This window comes from Micromonospora sp. WMMD975 (assembly GCF_029581215.1).
GTDB lineage: Bacteria > Actinomycetota > Actinomycetes > Mycobacteriales > Micromonosporaceae > Micromonospora.
The window spans coordinates 4,861,770-4,876,578 of record NZ_CP120739.1 but is presented as its reverse complement, the minus strand read 5'-3'; the positions used below and the strand labels follow the sequence as shown (position 1 = coordinate 4,876,578).

At 72.6% G+C, this 14,809-nt stretch carries 13 protein-coding genes; 5 read left to right on the top strand and 8 right to left on the bottom strand.

Going from position 1 to position 14,809, the window contains the following annotated elements; all coding sequences use genetic code 11:
• Positions 1-87: 87 nt before the first annotated feature.
• The 6 genes from O7613_RS21415 to O7613_RS21390 all read right to left on the bottom strand — a co-directional run bounded on the left by O7613_RS21415 (position 88) and on the right by O7613_RS21390 (position 6,592).
• Complete coding sequence (locus tag O7613_RS21415; RefSeq protein WP_282289729.1) at positions 88-1,263, bottom strand: ROK family protein; 1,176 nt, start codon at positions 1,261-1,263, stop codon at positions 88-90.
• Between the two features lie 31 nt (positions 1,264-1,294).
• Positions 1,295-2,554 (bottom strand): ABC transporter permease, encoded by a 1,260-nt coding sequence (locus O7613_RS21410; RefSeq protein ID WP_282289728.1) that lies wholly within the window; start codon positions 2,552-2,554, stop codon positions 1,295-1,297.
• Positions 2,551-3,369, bottom strand: coding sequence for an ATP-binding cassette domain-containing protein (locus O7613_RS21405; RefSeq protein WP_282289727.1), 819 nt, complete (start codon positions 3,367-3,369; stop codon positions 2,551-2,553). The genes O7613_RS21410 and O7613_RS21405 overlap by 4 nt, the downstream gene beginning before the upstream one ends.
• Positions 3,370-3,487: 118 nt before the next feature.
• Complete coding sequence (locus tag O7613_RS21400; protein WP_281586676.1) at positions 3,488-4,588, bottom strand: substrate-binding domain-containing protein; 1,101 nt, start codon at positions 4,586-4,588, stop codon at positions 3,488-3,490.
• 175 nt (positions 4,589-4,763) lie between these two features.
• Entirely contained in the window at positions 4,764-5,243 is a 480-nt protein-coding gene (gene ybaK, locus O7613_RS21395; protein ID WP_282289726.1) for a Cys-tRNA(Pro) deacylase, read from the bottom strand.
• Between the two features lie 116 nt (positions 5,244-5,359).
• Positions 5,360-6,592 (bottom strand): methyltransferase domain-containing protein, encoded by a 1,233-nt coding sequence (locus tag O7613_RS21390; protein WP_282289725.1) that lies wholly within the window; start codon positions 6,590-6,592, stop codon positions 5,360-5,362.
• Positions 6,593-6,849: 257 nt separating this feature from the next.
• On the opposite strand from O7613_RS21390, the gene groES reads away from it, so the two are divergent.
• The 3 genes from groES (at position 6,850) to O7613_RS21375 (ending at position 10,751) form a co-directional block, all read left to right on the top strand.
• Positions 6,850-7,164, top strand: coding sequence for a co-chaperone GroES (groES, locus tag O7613_RS21385; protein WP_088998427.1), 315 nt, complete (start codon positions 6,850-6,852; stop codon positions 7,162-7,164).
• 70 nt (positions 7,165-7,234) lie between these two features.
• Entirely contained in the window at positions 7,235-8,881 is a 1,647-nt protein-coding gene (groL, locus tag O7613_RS21380) for a chaperonin GroEL (RefSeq protein WP_282289724.1), read from the top strand.
• A 124-nt stretch (positions 8,882-9,005) separates the two neighbouring features.
• Entirely contained in the window at positions 9,006-10,751 is a 1,746-nt protein-coding gene (locus tag O7613_RS21375; RefSeq protein WP_282289723.1) for a sulfite oxidase, read from the top strand.
• Positions 10,752-11,212: 461 nt separating this feature from the next.
• On the opposite strand, the gene O7613_RS21370 is transcribed toward O7613_RS21375, so the two are convergent.
• The gene (locus O7613_RS21370) at positions 11,213-11,596 is read right to left on the bottom strand and encodes a WhiB family transcriptional regulator (RefSeq protein ID WP_281586681.1); all 384 of its coding nucleotides are present in this window, start codon (positions 11,594-11,596) and stop codon (positions 11,213-11,215) included.
• A 252-nt stretch (positions 11,597-11,848) separates the two neighbouring features.
• Between O7613_RS21370 and O7613_RS21365 the strand changes: the two genes are divergently transcribed.
• Positions 11,849-12,661 (top strand): response regulator transcription factor, encoded by an 813-nt coding sequence (locus O7613_RS21365; RefSeq protein WP_281586682.1) that lies wholly within the window; start codon positions 11,849-11,851, stop codon positions 12,659-12,661.
• Between the two features lie 14 nt (positions 12,662-12,675).
• On the opposite strand, the gene O7613_RS21360 is transcribed toward O7613_RS21365, so the two are convergent.
• Positions 12,676-13,080, bottom strand: coding sequence for a DUF5319 domain-containing protein (locus O7613_RS21360; RefSeq protein ID WP_281586683.1), 405 nt, complete (start codon positions 13,078-13,080; stop codon positions 12,676-12,678).
• A 142-nt stretch (positions 13,081-13,222) separates the two neighbouring features.
• Here O7613_RS21360 and guaB point away from each other — a divergent pair, with 142 nt between their 5' ends.
• On the top strand, positions 13,223-14,782 hold the full coding sequence (gene guaB / locus O7613_RS21355; RefSeq protein WP_281586684.1) for an IMP dehydrogenase: 1,560 nt from the start codon (positions 13,223-13,225) through the stop codon (positions 14,780-14,782).
• Positions 14,783-14,809 lie beyond the last annotated feature (27 nt).

Genomic DNA, 14,809 nt, shown 5'->3' with positions numbered 1-14,809 from the left:
CTCGGTCCGGACCGTTACGCGGGTCGCGGACGGCCGCACCCGCCGGCCGTCCCGCCGTCCGCACACTGGTACGGATCCCCGGGCCGATCAGTTCAGCGGGTCGGCAAGGAGGCGTTCGAAAGCCAACTCGGCGGCGCCGACCAGCGCCGCGTCGTCGCCGAGTTTCGGGGTACGCAGCCGCACGTGTTCCAGGCAGGCGGGCAGCCCGTTGCGGTTGAGCCGGCTGCGCACCTGGGCTGCGGCGGCGAGGTAGAGGTCGCGCATGGTGCCCCCGAAGATGACCATCTCCGGGTTGAAGATGTTGACCAGGTTCGCCACGCCGAAGCCGAGCCAGTCGCCGGCCTGCCGGACCGCGCTCTGCGCCCGGGCGTCTCCGCGGTCGGCCGCGTCGAAGACCCCCAGCAGGGCGTCCCGACCGCGCGCGTCGGCCCGGTCGGCGGCGCGCAGCAGCCCGTACTCGCCGATCTCGGTCTCCCAGCAGCCGCGCCGGCCGCAGTCGCAGCGCGCGCCGTCGCGGACCACCACCATGTGGCCGACCTCGCCGCCGTAGCCGCCGTGCCCGGTCAGCCGCCGCCCGCCGGCGATGATGCCGGCGCCGACGCCCACGTCGCCGTACAGGTAGATCACGTTGTCGCAGCCGGTGGCCGCGCCGCGGGCGTGTTCGGCGAAGGCGGCCACGTCAGCCACGTTGCCCACCGTGATGGGTACGTCGATGCCCAGCTCGGCGGCGAGCGCCGCGCCGATCGGCTCGTCCACCCAGCCGGTGGTGGGGCTGAGCCGCACCAGCCCGTCGTCGCGGCGCACCATGCCGCAGACCGCGACCCCGGCGCCGACGCAGAACGACTCCGCCGGCACCGTCTGGTGCATCTCCTTGACCGCGCCGGCAAGCAGCGGGGCGGCCTCCCCGGCAACGAGGTTCCGCGGCCGGTCCAGCTCGCGACGGTCGAGCACCTCACCGCCGAGCCCGACCCGCGCGGCCCGCAGCCGGTCCACCTCGACGCTGTACGCGTACGCGTAGACCCGGCCCGACTCGGGCCGGACGACGAGTGACGGTCGTCCGGCCCGGCCGGTCTCCTTCGGTGTCCCCTCGCTGACCAGACCGGCGCCGGCCAGGTCCGCGGTCAGCGCGCCGATGGTGCTGCGGTTGAGCCCGAGCGCGGTGGTCAGCTCGGCGCGCGTGGTGGCGCCGTGCACGTGCACGTAGCGGAGCAATGCGCCCAGGTTCTGCCGGCGGATCTCGTCCTGGCTGGGACCCGCGCGCATTGCCACTGCCATGGTGTGTCCGCGCCCGGGGTCAGCGCGTGCCGGTGGCGGCGGCTCGCCGCCTCGACAGCGCGTCGATGGTCGCGGCGGCGAGCAGCACCACGCCGGTGACCACGTACTTGACGCCCGAGCTGTATTCCATCAGGCCCATACCGTTGTCGATCACAGCGACGACCGCGCCACCGAGCACGGCGTCGAGGACGCGGCCCTTGCCGCCGAAGAGGCTGGTGCCGCCGATCACCGCCGCGCCGACGGCGTAGAGCAGCACGTTGCTGCCGCCGGTGTTGGGGTCGACCGAGTTGGCCCGGCTGGCCGCCACGATGCCACCGATGGCGGCCATCCCGGAGCAGATGACGAAGACGGAGATACGGATCTTGTCGACGTTGATGCCGGCCCGGCGGGCCGCCTCGGCGTTGCCGCCGACCGCGTAGATGTGCCGGCCGTAGCTGGTGCGCTGGAGCACGAACGTCCAGACGATCAGCAGCAGCGCGATGATCGGCACCACGATCGGTACGCCCTTGAGCGAACTGATCAGCACGTTCCGGCTGCGCTCCAGGTTGAGCACGTAGACCGCGATGCCGAGGATCACGGCGAGGCCGCCGATCCGGGCGGCCACCACCCCGATCGGATCGGTGACCAGGCCACGGGCCGACCGGTTGCGGTAGCGCAGGAGCTGCACGGCCGCGTACCCGGCGACGGCCAGCACGGCCAGCGCCCAGCCCAGCACGGGCGGGAGGTTGCGGTTGGCGATCGCCACCAGCACGCTGTCCCGGACCGAGATGTTGGCGCCCTCGTCCATCAGCGTCAGCACGACGCCCTGGAACGCGAGGAAGCCGGCGAGCGTGACCACGAAGGACGGGATGCCGACCTTCGCGACCAGCAGGCCGAGCACGACGCCGATCACCACGCCGGTGCCGACGGCGGCGACCACCGCCACGTACCAGGGATAGCCGAGCACGGTGACGGTGTTGGCCAGGATGGCGGCGCAGACACCGCTGGCGAAGCCGGCGGAGAGGTCGATCTCGCCGAGCAACAGGACGAAGACCAGGCCCATCGCGATGAGCGTGACGGCCGCGCCCTGGGTGAACAGGTTGGCGAGGTTGCCGGCGGTGAAGAACGACGGGCGGGCGATCGAGAAGCCGACGGCGAGCGCGACGAGCATCACCACGGCCGGCAGGGCGCCGATGTCGCCACCGCGTACCCGGCGCCAGTAGTTGTTCACGTGGGTGCCCACGGTCGGTGCCGGTGCCAGGCCGGCCGGGCGTTCCTTCTTCACGGCGGTGGCGGTCATCGGACGGCTCCTGGAGTGGTGTCGACGGGCGCGGCGCCGGTGCCGTTGCTGCCCGGTTCGCCGGCGAGGCCGAGGTCGCCGGAGCGGCCGGCGGTGATCAGCTCGACCACCTGCGAGTGGGTGATGTCGGTGGTCTTCACCTGGGCGACCATCTGGCCGAGGTAGAGCGCGGCGATCCGGTCGGAGACCGCGAAGACGTCGTTCATGTTGTGCGAGATGAGCACCACGGCCAGGCCGTTGTCGGCGAGCCGGCGGACCAGCTCCAGCACCTGGGCGGTCTGCGCGACGCCGAGCGCGGCGGTGGGCTCGTCCAGGATGACCAGCCTGCTGTTCCAGAGCACGGCCTTGGCGATGGCCACGGTCTGCCGCTGCCCGCCGGAGAGGCTGGACACGTGCTGGCGCAACGACTTCACGGTGCGGACGCTGAGGCCGTCCAGGGTCTCGGCGGCCATCTGCTCCATGGTCGGCTCGTCGAGCACGATGCCGCTGTGCTTCTCCCGGCCGAGGAACATGTTCTGCACGATGTCGAGGTTGTCGCAGAGCGCCAGGTCCTGGTAGACGACCTCGATCCCGAGCGCGGCGGCGTCCCGAGGGCTGTTGATGCTCACCGGCCTGCCGTCGAAGAGGAACTGGCCGGCGTCGGTGGGATAGATGCCGCTGATGCACTTGACCAGGGTCGACTTGCCGGCGCCGTTGTCACCGACGAGCGCGGTCACCTCGCCGGCGTGTGCCGTGAGCGCGACGTCACGCAGCACCTGGACGGGACCGAAGCTCTTGTCGATCCCGCGTAGCTCCAGCAGGGGGGTTGCGGACACGGGGGTCTCCTTCAAACGGAGGGGAGGTCTCGGATCCCGTCCGGGCGTGGGGCGGGGAGCGCCGCCCGGCGCGGGAGTGTTTCCCCGGGCCGGGCGGCGCCGCCTGATGCGGGGTGGGTCAGCTCACGCCGGCGTCGGTGCAGAGCTTGGCGAAAGCACCGGTGCAGAGCTCGTCCTTGGTGACGTAGCCGTCTGCCACGACGTCCTTGACGTTCTCCTTGTAGATGGCCTTCGGCTCGAGCAGCACGGACGGGACGTCCCGGTTGCCCTCCGGGTCCTTGACGGTCTGGCCGGTGTCCTTCTTCTCGCCCTTGGCGAGCGCGATGGCCAGCTCGGAGGCGGCGTCCGCCTCCTTCTTGACCGCCTTGTAGACGGTCATGCACTGGTCACCGGCGAGGATGTTCTGCAGACCCTCCTTGGTGGCGTCCTGGCCGGTCACCGGGACCTTGCCGTTGAGCTTGTTCTTCTTCAGCACCGAGATGGCCGCGTTGCCGAGGCCGTCGTTGGCGGCGAGCACGCCGTCGATCTTGCCGCGGGCCTTGGTCATCTGCTGCTCGAAGATGGTCGCGGCCTGCGCGTTGTCCCAGGCCGGCACCGAGTCGTCGGCGACCTTGGTGTATTCGTTCGCGTCGAACTTCGGCTTGAGCACCGAGTCGTACCCGTTCTTGAACAGGGTGGCGTTGTTGTCGGTCGGCGAACCGTTGAGGTAGGAGATCGCCGGGTTCTTGGCGCCCTTGTCGGTCAGGCACTTGACCAGGCCCTCGCCCTGGAGCTTGCCGACGGCCTCGTTGTCGAAGCTGACGTAGTACTGGGCGGAGCCGCCCAGGGTCAGCCGGTCGTAGTCGATGGTGGCCACGCCCTGCGACTTGGCCTTGTCGAGCACGGCCTTACCGGTGCCGGAGTCCAGGTTGACGATCATCAGCACGTTGACGCCGTTGGTGATCATCTGGTCGGCGATGGTCTGGAACGCGGTCTTGTCGTTCTGCGCGTTCTGGATGTCGGACTCGACCCCGGCGGCGTCGAACGCCTCCTTGAGGTACTTGCGGTCCGCGCCCTCCCAGCGGGCGGAGGACTTGCTGTCCGGCAGGATCACGCCGATCTTCGGCTTCTTGTCGTTCGAACCGCCGGCCTGGTCGGAACCGCCGTCGTCGCCGCAGGCGGCCATGCTGCCGGTCGCGAGGAGGCCGACGGCCGCGAAGGTGAGGAAGCCCTTGCGCATGTGCACGGGTCCTTTCGGGGGTGGGGAGTTGCATTCGGTTGTTTTGTTGTGTCCGGCAACGTATTCCGCGCTTCCCGCCCTCCGCAAGAGTGCCGAGGTCAGAAGTTTGTTGGCGGCGGTAACAATTCAGCAACGCGGTTGTCACCCGGCCGACACCGGGGAAAGAACCGCCCGCTCAGCGCCCGGCGACGGGGGCGGTCACGGCCCCGGTCAGCGCGACCAGGTCGGCCGGGGCGAGCTGCACCTGCAGACCCCGGCGGCCGGCCGAGACGTACACCGTCGGGTGCGCCAGCGCGGAGGCGTCGACCACTGTCGGCAGCGCCCGGCGTTGCCCGAGCGGACTGATCCCGCCCCGCACGTACCCGGTCGCCCGCTCGGCCGCGATCCGGTCGGCCAGCGTGGCCCGCTTGCCGCCGACGGCGGCGGCCAGCGCCTTCAGGTCCAGCTCGCCGGTCACCGGCACCACCGCCACGGTCAGCCCGCCGTCGACGTCCGTGACAAGCGTCTTGAACACCCGCTCCGGCGGCACCCCGAGCGCGGCGGCGACAAGCGCGCCGTAGTTCGGCGCGTCCGGCGAGACGTCGTACGGATGCGTGCTGTGCACGATCTTGCGCTTGGTCAGCAGCGCGGTCGCCGGAGTGCCCTGTCCCGCCATGACCGCCAAGCTAACCCGGCCACCGCTCCCGGGCGAGTCGAAACCCGACCGTGCTCAACGTAGGCCGGCGCCGGTGCCGTCGGGGCGATGGCGACGCGCCCGGCCGGTGACGCCGCTCAGCCGGCGGCCGGCACCGGCCGGCAGATCAGCGTGGTGGGCGCGCCGGCCACCCGGGTCAGCACCAGGCTGGCCGCCGCGTCGCCGGCCAGGCGCAGGTCGCGGCGCAGCCTCTCCGGCTCCAGCGCCGACCCGCGTTTGCGGATCTCCACCCGGCCGACCCGGCGCTCCCGCAGCAGGGCGCGCAGCCGCTTCAGCGAGAACGGCAGCACGTCGGTGATCTCCAGGCAGCGGGCGAACGGGGTGGGCCGCGCCGCGTCCGCGTAGAGGTAGGCGATCGACGGGTCGGCGAGGGTGGCGTCGAGGTCGGCGGCCAGCTCCGCGACCAGGTGCGCGCGGACCACGGCCGGGTCCGGGTCGTACAGGAACCGCCGCACGGGCCCCACCGTCGCCTCCTCTCCACCGGTGCCGGTGAGGTGATAAGAAGGGGCCCCTCCTCTACCGGAGGCGTTAAGTGGGGGCCCTTCCTTCTCGTGCAGCAGGGTGGCGCGGCGGGGGACCTCGGCCAGCGCGCCGCACCAGAGGGCCGCCTCGACGAGGTCGCCGTCCACGCTTACCCACTCCGCCTCGGCGCCGGCCGGGATCAGCGCGTGGTCCAGGCCGGGGGCCACCTTCACCACGGTGTGCGGCACCCGCGCGGCCAGCCCGGTGACGAAGTCCCAGGGCGGCGAGTAGGCGTTCGGGTCGAAGATCCGCCGGCCGGTGCCGGCCCGCCGCCGGGCCGGGTCGCAGAAGACCGCCTCCACCCCGGTCACGTCGAACGCCGTGGCGTCGCCGCACTCCACCGTGAACAGCTCCGCCAGCCCGGCGGCCTCGGCGTTCGCGGCGGCCATCGCGGCGGTCACCGGGTCGGCCTCCACCCCGTACACCCGGATGCCGGCGCGGGCGGCGGCGAGCGCGTCCGCGCCCAGGCCGCAACCCAGATCGGCCAGCGTGGTCACCCCCACGGCGCGCAGCCGGGCGGCCCGCCGGTCGGCGACCACCCGCCGGGTGGCCTGTTCCAGCCCGGCCCGGGTGAGGAACATCCGGGCCGCCGCCGACCCGAACTTGCCGACGGCGCGGCGACGCAGCTCCGCCTGGGTCAGCGCCGCCGCCGCGAGCCCGGCCGGCACCCCGGCCGACCGGAGCGCACCCGCCGCCGTCAGCGGGTCGCCGCCGGCCACCCGCGCCGCCGCGTCGAGCGCGGCCGACCCCTCGGGGGTACGCAGGGCGGCGAGCTGGTCGAGATCCACCCGCCCATTGTCCCGACCCGCCTCGCGGAGCGACACGGCGGACGACGCGCTGGCACTCTCCTTGACGGAGTGCTAGCCGAGGAATAACCTGCGATTAGCACTCTCACCCTGAGGGTGCCAACGCCCGGGCCCTGGTGTCCGGGGGTTGAACGCCAGGCGGACCGGCACCCGCGACGACGGCCCCGCCCGGTGGCATGTGGCAGATTGACGCTGGTCGGCGTGCCGACCGGTAACGACACCAAGTACCCCAGGAGGGTATGCCCGTGACTACCGCGACCAAGGTTGCGATCAAGCCGCTCGAGGACCGCATCGTGGTGCAGGCGAACGAGGCCGAGACCACCACCGCCTCGGGCATCGTGATCCCCGACACCGCCAAGGAGAAGCCGCAGGAGGGCACCGTCCTCGCTGTCGGCCCGGGCCGGATCGACGACAAGGGCAACCGCGTGCCGGTCGACGTGAAGGTCGGCGACACCGTTCTCTACTCGAAGTACGGCGGCACCGAGGTCAAGTACGCCGGCGAGGAGTACCTGGTGCTCTCCGCCCGCGACGTCCTCGCGGTCATCGAGAAGTAAGCAACCGATCAGTGTCGTTGCCCCGGTCCGGCTCGCCGGGCCGGGGCAACGATGCTTCGAAGGGATACTGATGGCAAAGATCCTGAGCTTCTCGGATGACGCCCGGCACCTGCTCGAGCACGGTGTCAACGCCCTCGCGGACGCGGTCAAGGTCACCCTCGGCCCCCGCGGGCGCAACGTCGTCCTGGACAAGAAGTTCGGTGTGCCCACGATCACCAACGACGGTGTGACCATCGCCAAGGAGATCGAGCTCACCAACCCGTACGAGAACCTCGGCGCGCAGCTGGTCAAGGAGGTGGCGACGAAGACGAACGACGTCGCCGGCGACGGGACCACCACCGCGACCGTGCTGGCCCAGGCCATGGTGCGCGAGGGCCTGCGCAACGTGGCCGCCGGCACCAACCCGACCGCCCTGAAGCGGGGCATCGACGCGGCGGCCACGAAGGTCTCCGAGGCGTTGCTCGGCAGGGCCGTCGAGGTCGCCAGCAAGGAGTCGATCGCGCACGTGGCGACCGTCTCCGCGCAGGACGCCACCATCGGCGAGCTGATCGCCGAGGCGATGGAGCGGGTCGGCCGCGACGGTGTGATCACCGTCGAGGAGGGTTCCGCGCTCACCACCGAGCTGGAGGTGACCGAGGGGCTCCAGTTCGACAAGGGCTTCATCTCGCCGAACTTCGTCACCGACGCGGAGGGTCAGGAGTCGGTCCTGGAGGACCCGTACATCCTGATCACGACGCAGAAGATCTCGGCGATCGAGGAGCTGCTGCCGCTGCTGGAGAAGGTCCTCCAGAACAGCAAGCCGCTGCTCATCATCGCCGAGGACGTCGAGGGCCAGGCGCTGTCCACGCTCGTGGTCAACGCCATCCGCAAGACCGTCAAGGTCTGCGCGGTGAAGGCCCCCGGCTTCGGCGACCGGCGCAAGGCGATGCTCCAGGACATGGCGATCCTGACCGGCGCCGAGCTGGTCGCCCCGGAGCTGGGCTACAAGCTCGACCAGGTCGGCCTGGAGGTGCTCGGCACCGCCCGCCGCGTCGTGGTCGACAAGGAGAACACCACCGTCGTCGACGGTGGCGGCCAGTCCGCCGAGGTCGCCGACCGGGTCGCCCAGATCCGCAAGGAGATCGAGGCCTCGGACTCCGAGTGGGACCGGGAGAAGCTGGCCGAGCGGCTGGCGAAGCTCTCCGGCGGCATCGCGGTGATCAAGGTCGGCGCGGCCACCGAGGTCGAGATGAAGGAGCGCAAGCACCGCATCGAGGACGCCATCGCCGCGACCAAGGCCGCGGTGGAGGAGGGTACGGTCCCGGGTGGCGGTGCCGCCCTGGCCCAGATCCTGCCGGTGCTCGACGACGACCTGGGCTTCACCGGTGACGAGAAGGTCGGCGTCTCGATCGTGCGCAAGGCGCTCGTCGAGCCGCTGCGCTGGATCGCCCAGAACGCCGGCCACGACGGCTACGTGGTGGTGCAGAAGGTCGCCGGCCAGGAGTGGGGCACCGGCCTCGACGCCGCCGTCGGCGAATACGTCGACCTGGCCAAGGCCGGCATCCTCGACCCGGTGAAGGTGACCCGCAACGCGGTCACCAACGCCGCCTCGATCGCCGGCCTGCTGCTCACCACGGAGAGCCTCATCGTGGAGAAGCCGGCCGAGCCGGAGCCGGCCGCCGCCGGTGGGCACGGCCACTCGCACGGCCACGGCCACCAGCACGGCCCGGGCTTCTGACCCGAGGAACACAGCCCGACCTCAGGGCACACCGCCGAGCCGGCGGTGTGCCCTGAGGCGTATTCGCTTACGGAACGCTGACGGAATTGGCAGCGGACCCGACCTGTCGACCAGACTGGGCCGCGTGAGCACGATCTCCCGCCGTTCCGCGGCCCTGGCCGGTGTCGTCGCCGCCGTGGTGGCACTCGGTGTCGCCGAGCCGGTGGCCGTCCTGACCGGTCCCCGGTCCGCCCCGCTGATCGCCGTCGGCGGTCTCGTGGTCGACCTGGTGCCCGAGCCGCTCAAGCAGTTCGCCATCGACCTCTTCGGCACGTACGACAAGATCGCGCTGCTGGTCGGGACCGCGCTGCTGCTCGCCGGCTTCGCGGCGCTGCTCGGCCTGGCGGCGGCCCGGCGGCTGGCGGTCGGCCTGGCCGGCATCGGCGCGTTCGCCGTGCTCGGGGTGGCCGCCGCGCTGACCCGGGCCGGCGCGAACGCGTTCGACGCGCTGCCCTCGCTCGTCGGCGCCGCCCTCGGCGGGCTCACGCTCTGGGCGTTCGTGGCCGGCCCGCTGCGGCCGGACCGCGACCCGGCCGCCCCGGCGACGTTCTCCGGCGGCGCCACCGGACCCGCGTCGGCGTCCCGGCCCGGCCCCACGTCGCTTCCGGCGGTCCCGGAACGGACGCCGTCGCCCGGACCCACGCCGCCTCCGGCGGTCCCCGGACCCGCGTCGCGGCACCGGCCGCCGCCGCCTCCGGCGGTGGCCGCGCTCGCACGCGAGGAGGAGACGCCGGGTGGCTGGGAGCCGCTGGAGGGTCGGGACGCGGAGTCGCGGCGCCGGTTCCTGCGCGGCGCCGGCCTGGTCAGCGGCGCGGCCGTGGTGGCCGGGCTCGGCGGTCACTGGCTGGCCGGCCGGCGGGGGGTCTCGGCGGCGCGGGAGGCGGTGACGCTCCCCGCCCCGGCGACACCGGCCCCACCGGTGCCGGCCGGCGCGGACCTGTCCCTGCCCCGGCTCGCCCCCTACGTCACGCCCAACCGGGAGTTCTACCGGATCGACACCGCGCTCGTGGTGCCGCAGGTGGACCCGGTCACCTGGCGGCTGCGCATCCACGGCCGGGTCCGCAACCCGATCGAGCTGAGCTTCGACGACCTGCTCGCCCGGCCGATGGTCGAGCGCTACGTGACGCTTGCCTGCGTCTCCAACGAGGTGGGTGGCGACCTCATCGGCAACGCCCGCTGGCTCGGCGTACCGCTCAAGGAACTGCTGGACGAGGCCGACCCGGAGGACGGCGCGGACCAGGTGGTCGGGCGCGCGGTCGACGGCTGGACCTGCGGCACCCCCACGTCGGTGCTGCGCGACGGGCGGGACGCGCTGCTCGCGGTGGGGATGAACGGCGAGCCACTGCCGATCGAACACGGCTTCCCGGTGCGGATGGTGGTGCCCGGCCTCTACGGGTACGTCTCCGCGTGCAAGTGGGTGACGGAACTGGAGCTGACCAGCTTCGCCGACTTCGACGCGTACTGGGTGCCGCGTGGCTGGTCCGCGCAGGGCCCGGTGAAGACGCAGTCCCGGATCGACACGCCGCGAGCGCGCAGCCGACCCGCCGCCGGCCCGGTGACGGTCGCGGGCGTGGCGTGGGCGCAGCACCGGGGCATCCGCCGGGTGGAGGTACGGGTCGACGACGGCCCCTGGCGCGAGGCGACGCTGGCCCCGGCGGTGTCGTCGGACACCTGGGTCCAGTGGTCGTGGCGCTGGGACGCGACGCCGGGCGAGCACACCCTCGCGGTACGGGCCACCGACGCGGCCGGCGAGACGCAGCCGGAGCGCCGCAGCCCGGTGGCCCCGGACGGCGCGACCGGCTGGCACACCGTCAAGGTGACCGTGCCCTGACCCGTCCCGGTCGCCGCCGCCGGCCCGTGGGCCGGCCAGCCGGGCGTCACGGCGTCCCGCCCAGCCAACTGGCCGGCCCGGACGTCACCGCGCGGGCTGGCCCGGCCGTCGTTCGCAACTGCCTGGCAAGTTGATGGCGTCAATGGTTCGGCTTCGGCTGGCCGGCGGCGTCGTGCTGCGGAACACCTCCGGGTCCGCTGCCTGAGTCACCTGCGTCATCAAGTTTGTAGGCGCCGGACGGGTACTCCCTGGCGCGGGGCAGGCCGGGTCTCGGGCTACCGGGTCGGGCGGGTGCTCACCGTGGTCTCCGCGGATCGGCCGGGGGTGGCGGGTGGAAGGCGGCGCAGACGCCTGGCCCGGATGGCGGCTCGGGCGAAGAAACGCCGCCGTGTCCCGGAAATGCGGGGACACGGCGGCGGAGGTGTGGCGGTTCGGGCAACCCTGCGTCAGGCGACCTTGATTCAGGCGACCTTGCGCTGGTCCGGCACGGCGGTCTTGTGCGACCGGCCGAGGCGGGCCTCGAGCCGGGCGACGTCCACCTGGGACTGCCGGCGGTCGGCCAGGTCCTCCCAACCGAGGGCGAGCAGCCGCAGCCGCTCGGACTCGCTGAATCCGCCCCAGACGCCGTACGGCTCGCGGACGGCGAGGGCATGCGCGGCGCACTCGGCGCGCACCGGGCAGGCGCGGCAGACCGACTTCGCGCCGGACTCGCGGCGCAGCCGGGACGAGCCGCGCTCGCCGTCCGGGTGGAAGAACTGGGCGCTGTCGCGGCCCCGGCACGCGCCGAGCCGCTGCCAGTCCCACAGGTCGACGATGGGTCCAGGCAGCCTACGTACGTTCGACATCAGCACCCCTCCTCCCGCGCGGCACCGCGGAGAATGTTCGTGGCCAGCTACCGGGCGGCGGTCCGCGCGGGATGCCGGTTCCGGATGAACGTCTCGGTACCCGAGCCGTCCCCGGCTCACACATGTGTGATCGAAAAGCTCGGACAACCGGTGTCATATGACCCATATGCCGGAAAAGTTCGGATGATTGCCCGGAACCCCCTCCCGACCGGAGCCGCACGTGGTCTGCTCTGAGTCGGAGAGGAGCCCACTGTGCGTAGCGTTCTCGTGTGCGTTCGGACACCATTGGCGGCCCAGCATCTGACCTCGGCGGCGGCGCGGCTCGGGCTGTCCGGCGTCGTCCGGACGGCAGTGTCCGATCCCGAGGTGATGCTGCGGCTGGCCGAGCGCCCGGTGGACGTGGTGCTCGCCGACACCGCCCTGACCCGGCCGGACAGCGCCGGCTTCGTGCGTCGGGTGCTGGCCCGCGCCCCGCAGGCCGCGGTGCTGCTGCTCGGCGTCGAGGAGTCGGAGTCGGCGGCGGCCACCATCAGCGCCGGTGCGCGCGGTCTGATCCAGAACGCGGACCACGACCTGACCAGCGCGGTGGCGAAGGCCCTGCTGCTGCTCTCCGCCCCCGGCCGGGCCCACCGGAACCGGGTGGCCGACACCGCCCGGGACGCGGCGGCGGTGGGCGGGCCGGTCCGGGCGACGGCGCTGGGGCGTACCCCCGGTGGGCCGGGCTGGCCGGGGACGCCGACGGATGCCGCGGGCCTGCCCACGATGGTGCCGGTGCAGCGCGGCGAGGACGCCAACGACCCGGCCCCGGACGGGGCGGAGACGCCCCAGCCGGGTCCCGGCCAGCGCCCGGCGCGGTCACCGCGCGGCGCGGTCGGGCTCACCGAACGCGAGCTTCAGGTGCTGCTCGGCATGGCGGAGGGCAAGAGCAACGCGGAGATCGGGCGGGAGCTGTTCGTCTCCGAGGACACGGTCAAGACGCACGCCCGGCGGCTGTTCCGCAAGCTCGGCGCACGCGACCGGGCGCACGCCGTGGCCGCCGGCTTCCGGGCCGGCCTGGTGGCCTGATCAGTGGTGGGGCGTCACTCCGTGGTGGCGTCGTCGGTGCCCTCGGTGAGGGTGTCGTGCACGCCGTCCGCGTAGCCGCGGGCGTAGTCCCAACTCACGTAGTGGTCGGGATCCGGGTCGTAGGCCGGCTCGTGCACCCGGGGGCGGCCCGAGTTGAGCAGGTGCCGCAGGTTGCCCCGGAGCAGATCCCAGTCGAAGTAGTGCGGCTCGCGACAGTCCTCACACTCGATCACCAGGCCGCGCACCCCGATCGGCTGGAGCAGCGCCTGGTAGATCTCCAGGTCGGCCAGATCCTCGAGCACGTCCTGTCGCTCGACCTCGGTCAGCGGGTCGAGTGCGTCCTCCTCGCCGGAATCGTGCAGGCCGGCAGCCGGATCGGCCGGGTCGCCGTTGAACGGGTCGATGGGCTCGTCGTGCACCCCCTCACCGTAGACCCCGCGCCGCCGGAAAGCCCGCCCCCGGCCGCGCTGTGGCCCGGCCTACGCAGGGCCCGCCACCGGCCGGAGCCGGCCGGGCCAATGGGTACGATGAGGCGACGCGCCGTCACCTAGGGGAGCAATCGTGGAGAATTCGCCCAGCACCGAGATCCCGACCGGCCCGGACGGCGAGCTGGGCGGCCATCTGCCCGAGCTGCCGGCCGGCTCCGCCCGGGTGGTGCCGCTCGGGCTGACCTTCGACGACGTGCTCCTCCAGCCGGGCGAGTCGGACGTGGTGCCCAGCCGGGTCAACACCCGGACCCGGCTCACCCGCACCATCGAGCTGACCGTGCCGCTGCTCTCCAGCGCGATGGACACCGTCACCGAGGGGCGGATGGCGATCGCCATGGCCCGCCAGGGCGGCATCGGCGTGCTGCACCGCAACCTGTCCGTCGAGGACCAGGCGCTCCAGGTGGACCTGGTGAAGCGCTCCGAGTCCGGCATGATCACCAACCCGGTGACCGCCAGCCCGGACGACACGCTCCGCGACGTCGACGCGCTCTGCGGTCGTTACCGCATCTCCGGCGTCCCGCTCGTCGACGGCCAGGGGCAACTGGTCGGCATCGTCACCAACCGTGACATGCGCTTCGTCTCCGACCCGGCCACGCCGGTCCGCGACATCATGACCCGCACCCCGTTGATCACCGCGCCGGTCGGGGTGAGCAAGGACGAGGCGCTCGCCCTGCTGCGCCGGCACAAGGTGGAGAAGCTGCCGATCGTCGACGACGCCGGCAAGCTGCGCGGCCTGATCACGGTCAAGGACTTCACCAAGAGCGAGCAGTACCCGAACGCCACCAAGGACGAGGCGGGCCGGCTCCGGGTCGCCGCCGCGGTCGGCGTGGGCGAGGACGGCTACAAGCGGGCCCGTGCCCTGGTCGACGCCGGTGTGGACGTGGTCGTCGTGGACACCGCGCACGGCCACCAGCGGGCCGTGCTGGAGATGGTCGCCCGGCTCAAGCGGGACGTGACCGTCGACATCGTGGGCGGCAACATCGCCACGTACGCGGGCGCGAAAGCGCTCGTCGACGCCGGCGCCGACGGCATCAAGGTGGGCGTCGGGCCGGGCGCCATCTGCACCACCCGGATCGTGGCCGGGGTGGGCGTGCCGCAGGTCACCGCGATCATGGAGGCGGCCCGGGCCGCCCGCCCGGCCGGCGTGCCGGTGATCGGCGACGGCGGCATCCAATACTCCGGCGACATCGCCAAGGCGCTGGTGGCCGGCGCCGACGCGGTGATGCTCGGCAGCCTGCTGGCCGGCTGCGAGGAGAGCCCCGGCGAGCTGATCTTCATCAACGGCAAGCAGTACAAGGCGTACCGGGGGATGGGCTCGCTCGGCGCGATGCAGTCCCGCGGTCAGGGCAAGTCCTACTCCAAGGACCGCTACTTCCAGCAGGACGTGATGGCCGAGGACAAGCTGGTCCCCGAGGGCGTCGAGGGTCAGGTGCCCTACCGCGGTCCGCTGGCCCAGGTCGCCCACCAGCTCACCGGCGGCCTGCGCGCCGCGATGGGATACGTCGGCGCGGAGAGCATCCCGGAGCTGCACCGGCGTGGACAGCTCATCCGGATCACCGCGGCCGGGCTCAAGGAGAGCCACCCGCACGACATCCAGATGACCGTCGAAGCGCCCAACTACCACTCCCGCTGACCCCTCCCACCACCCCCGAACACACCT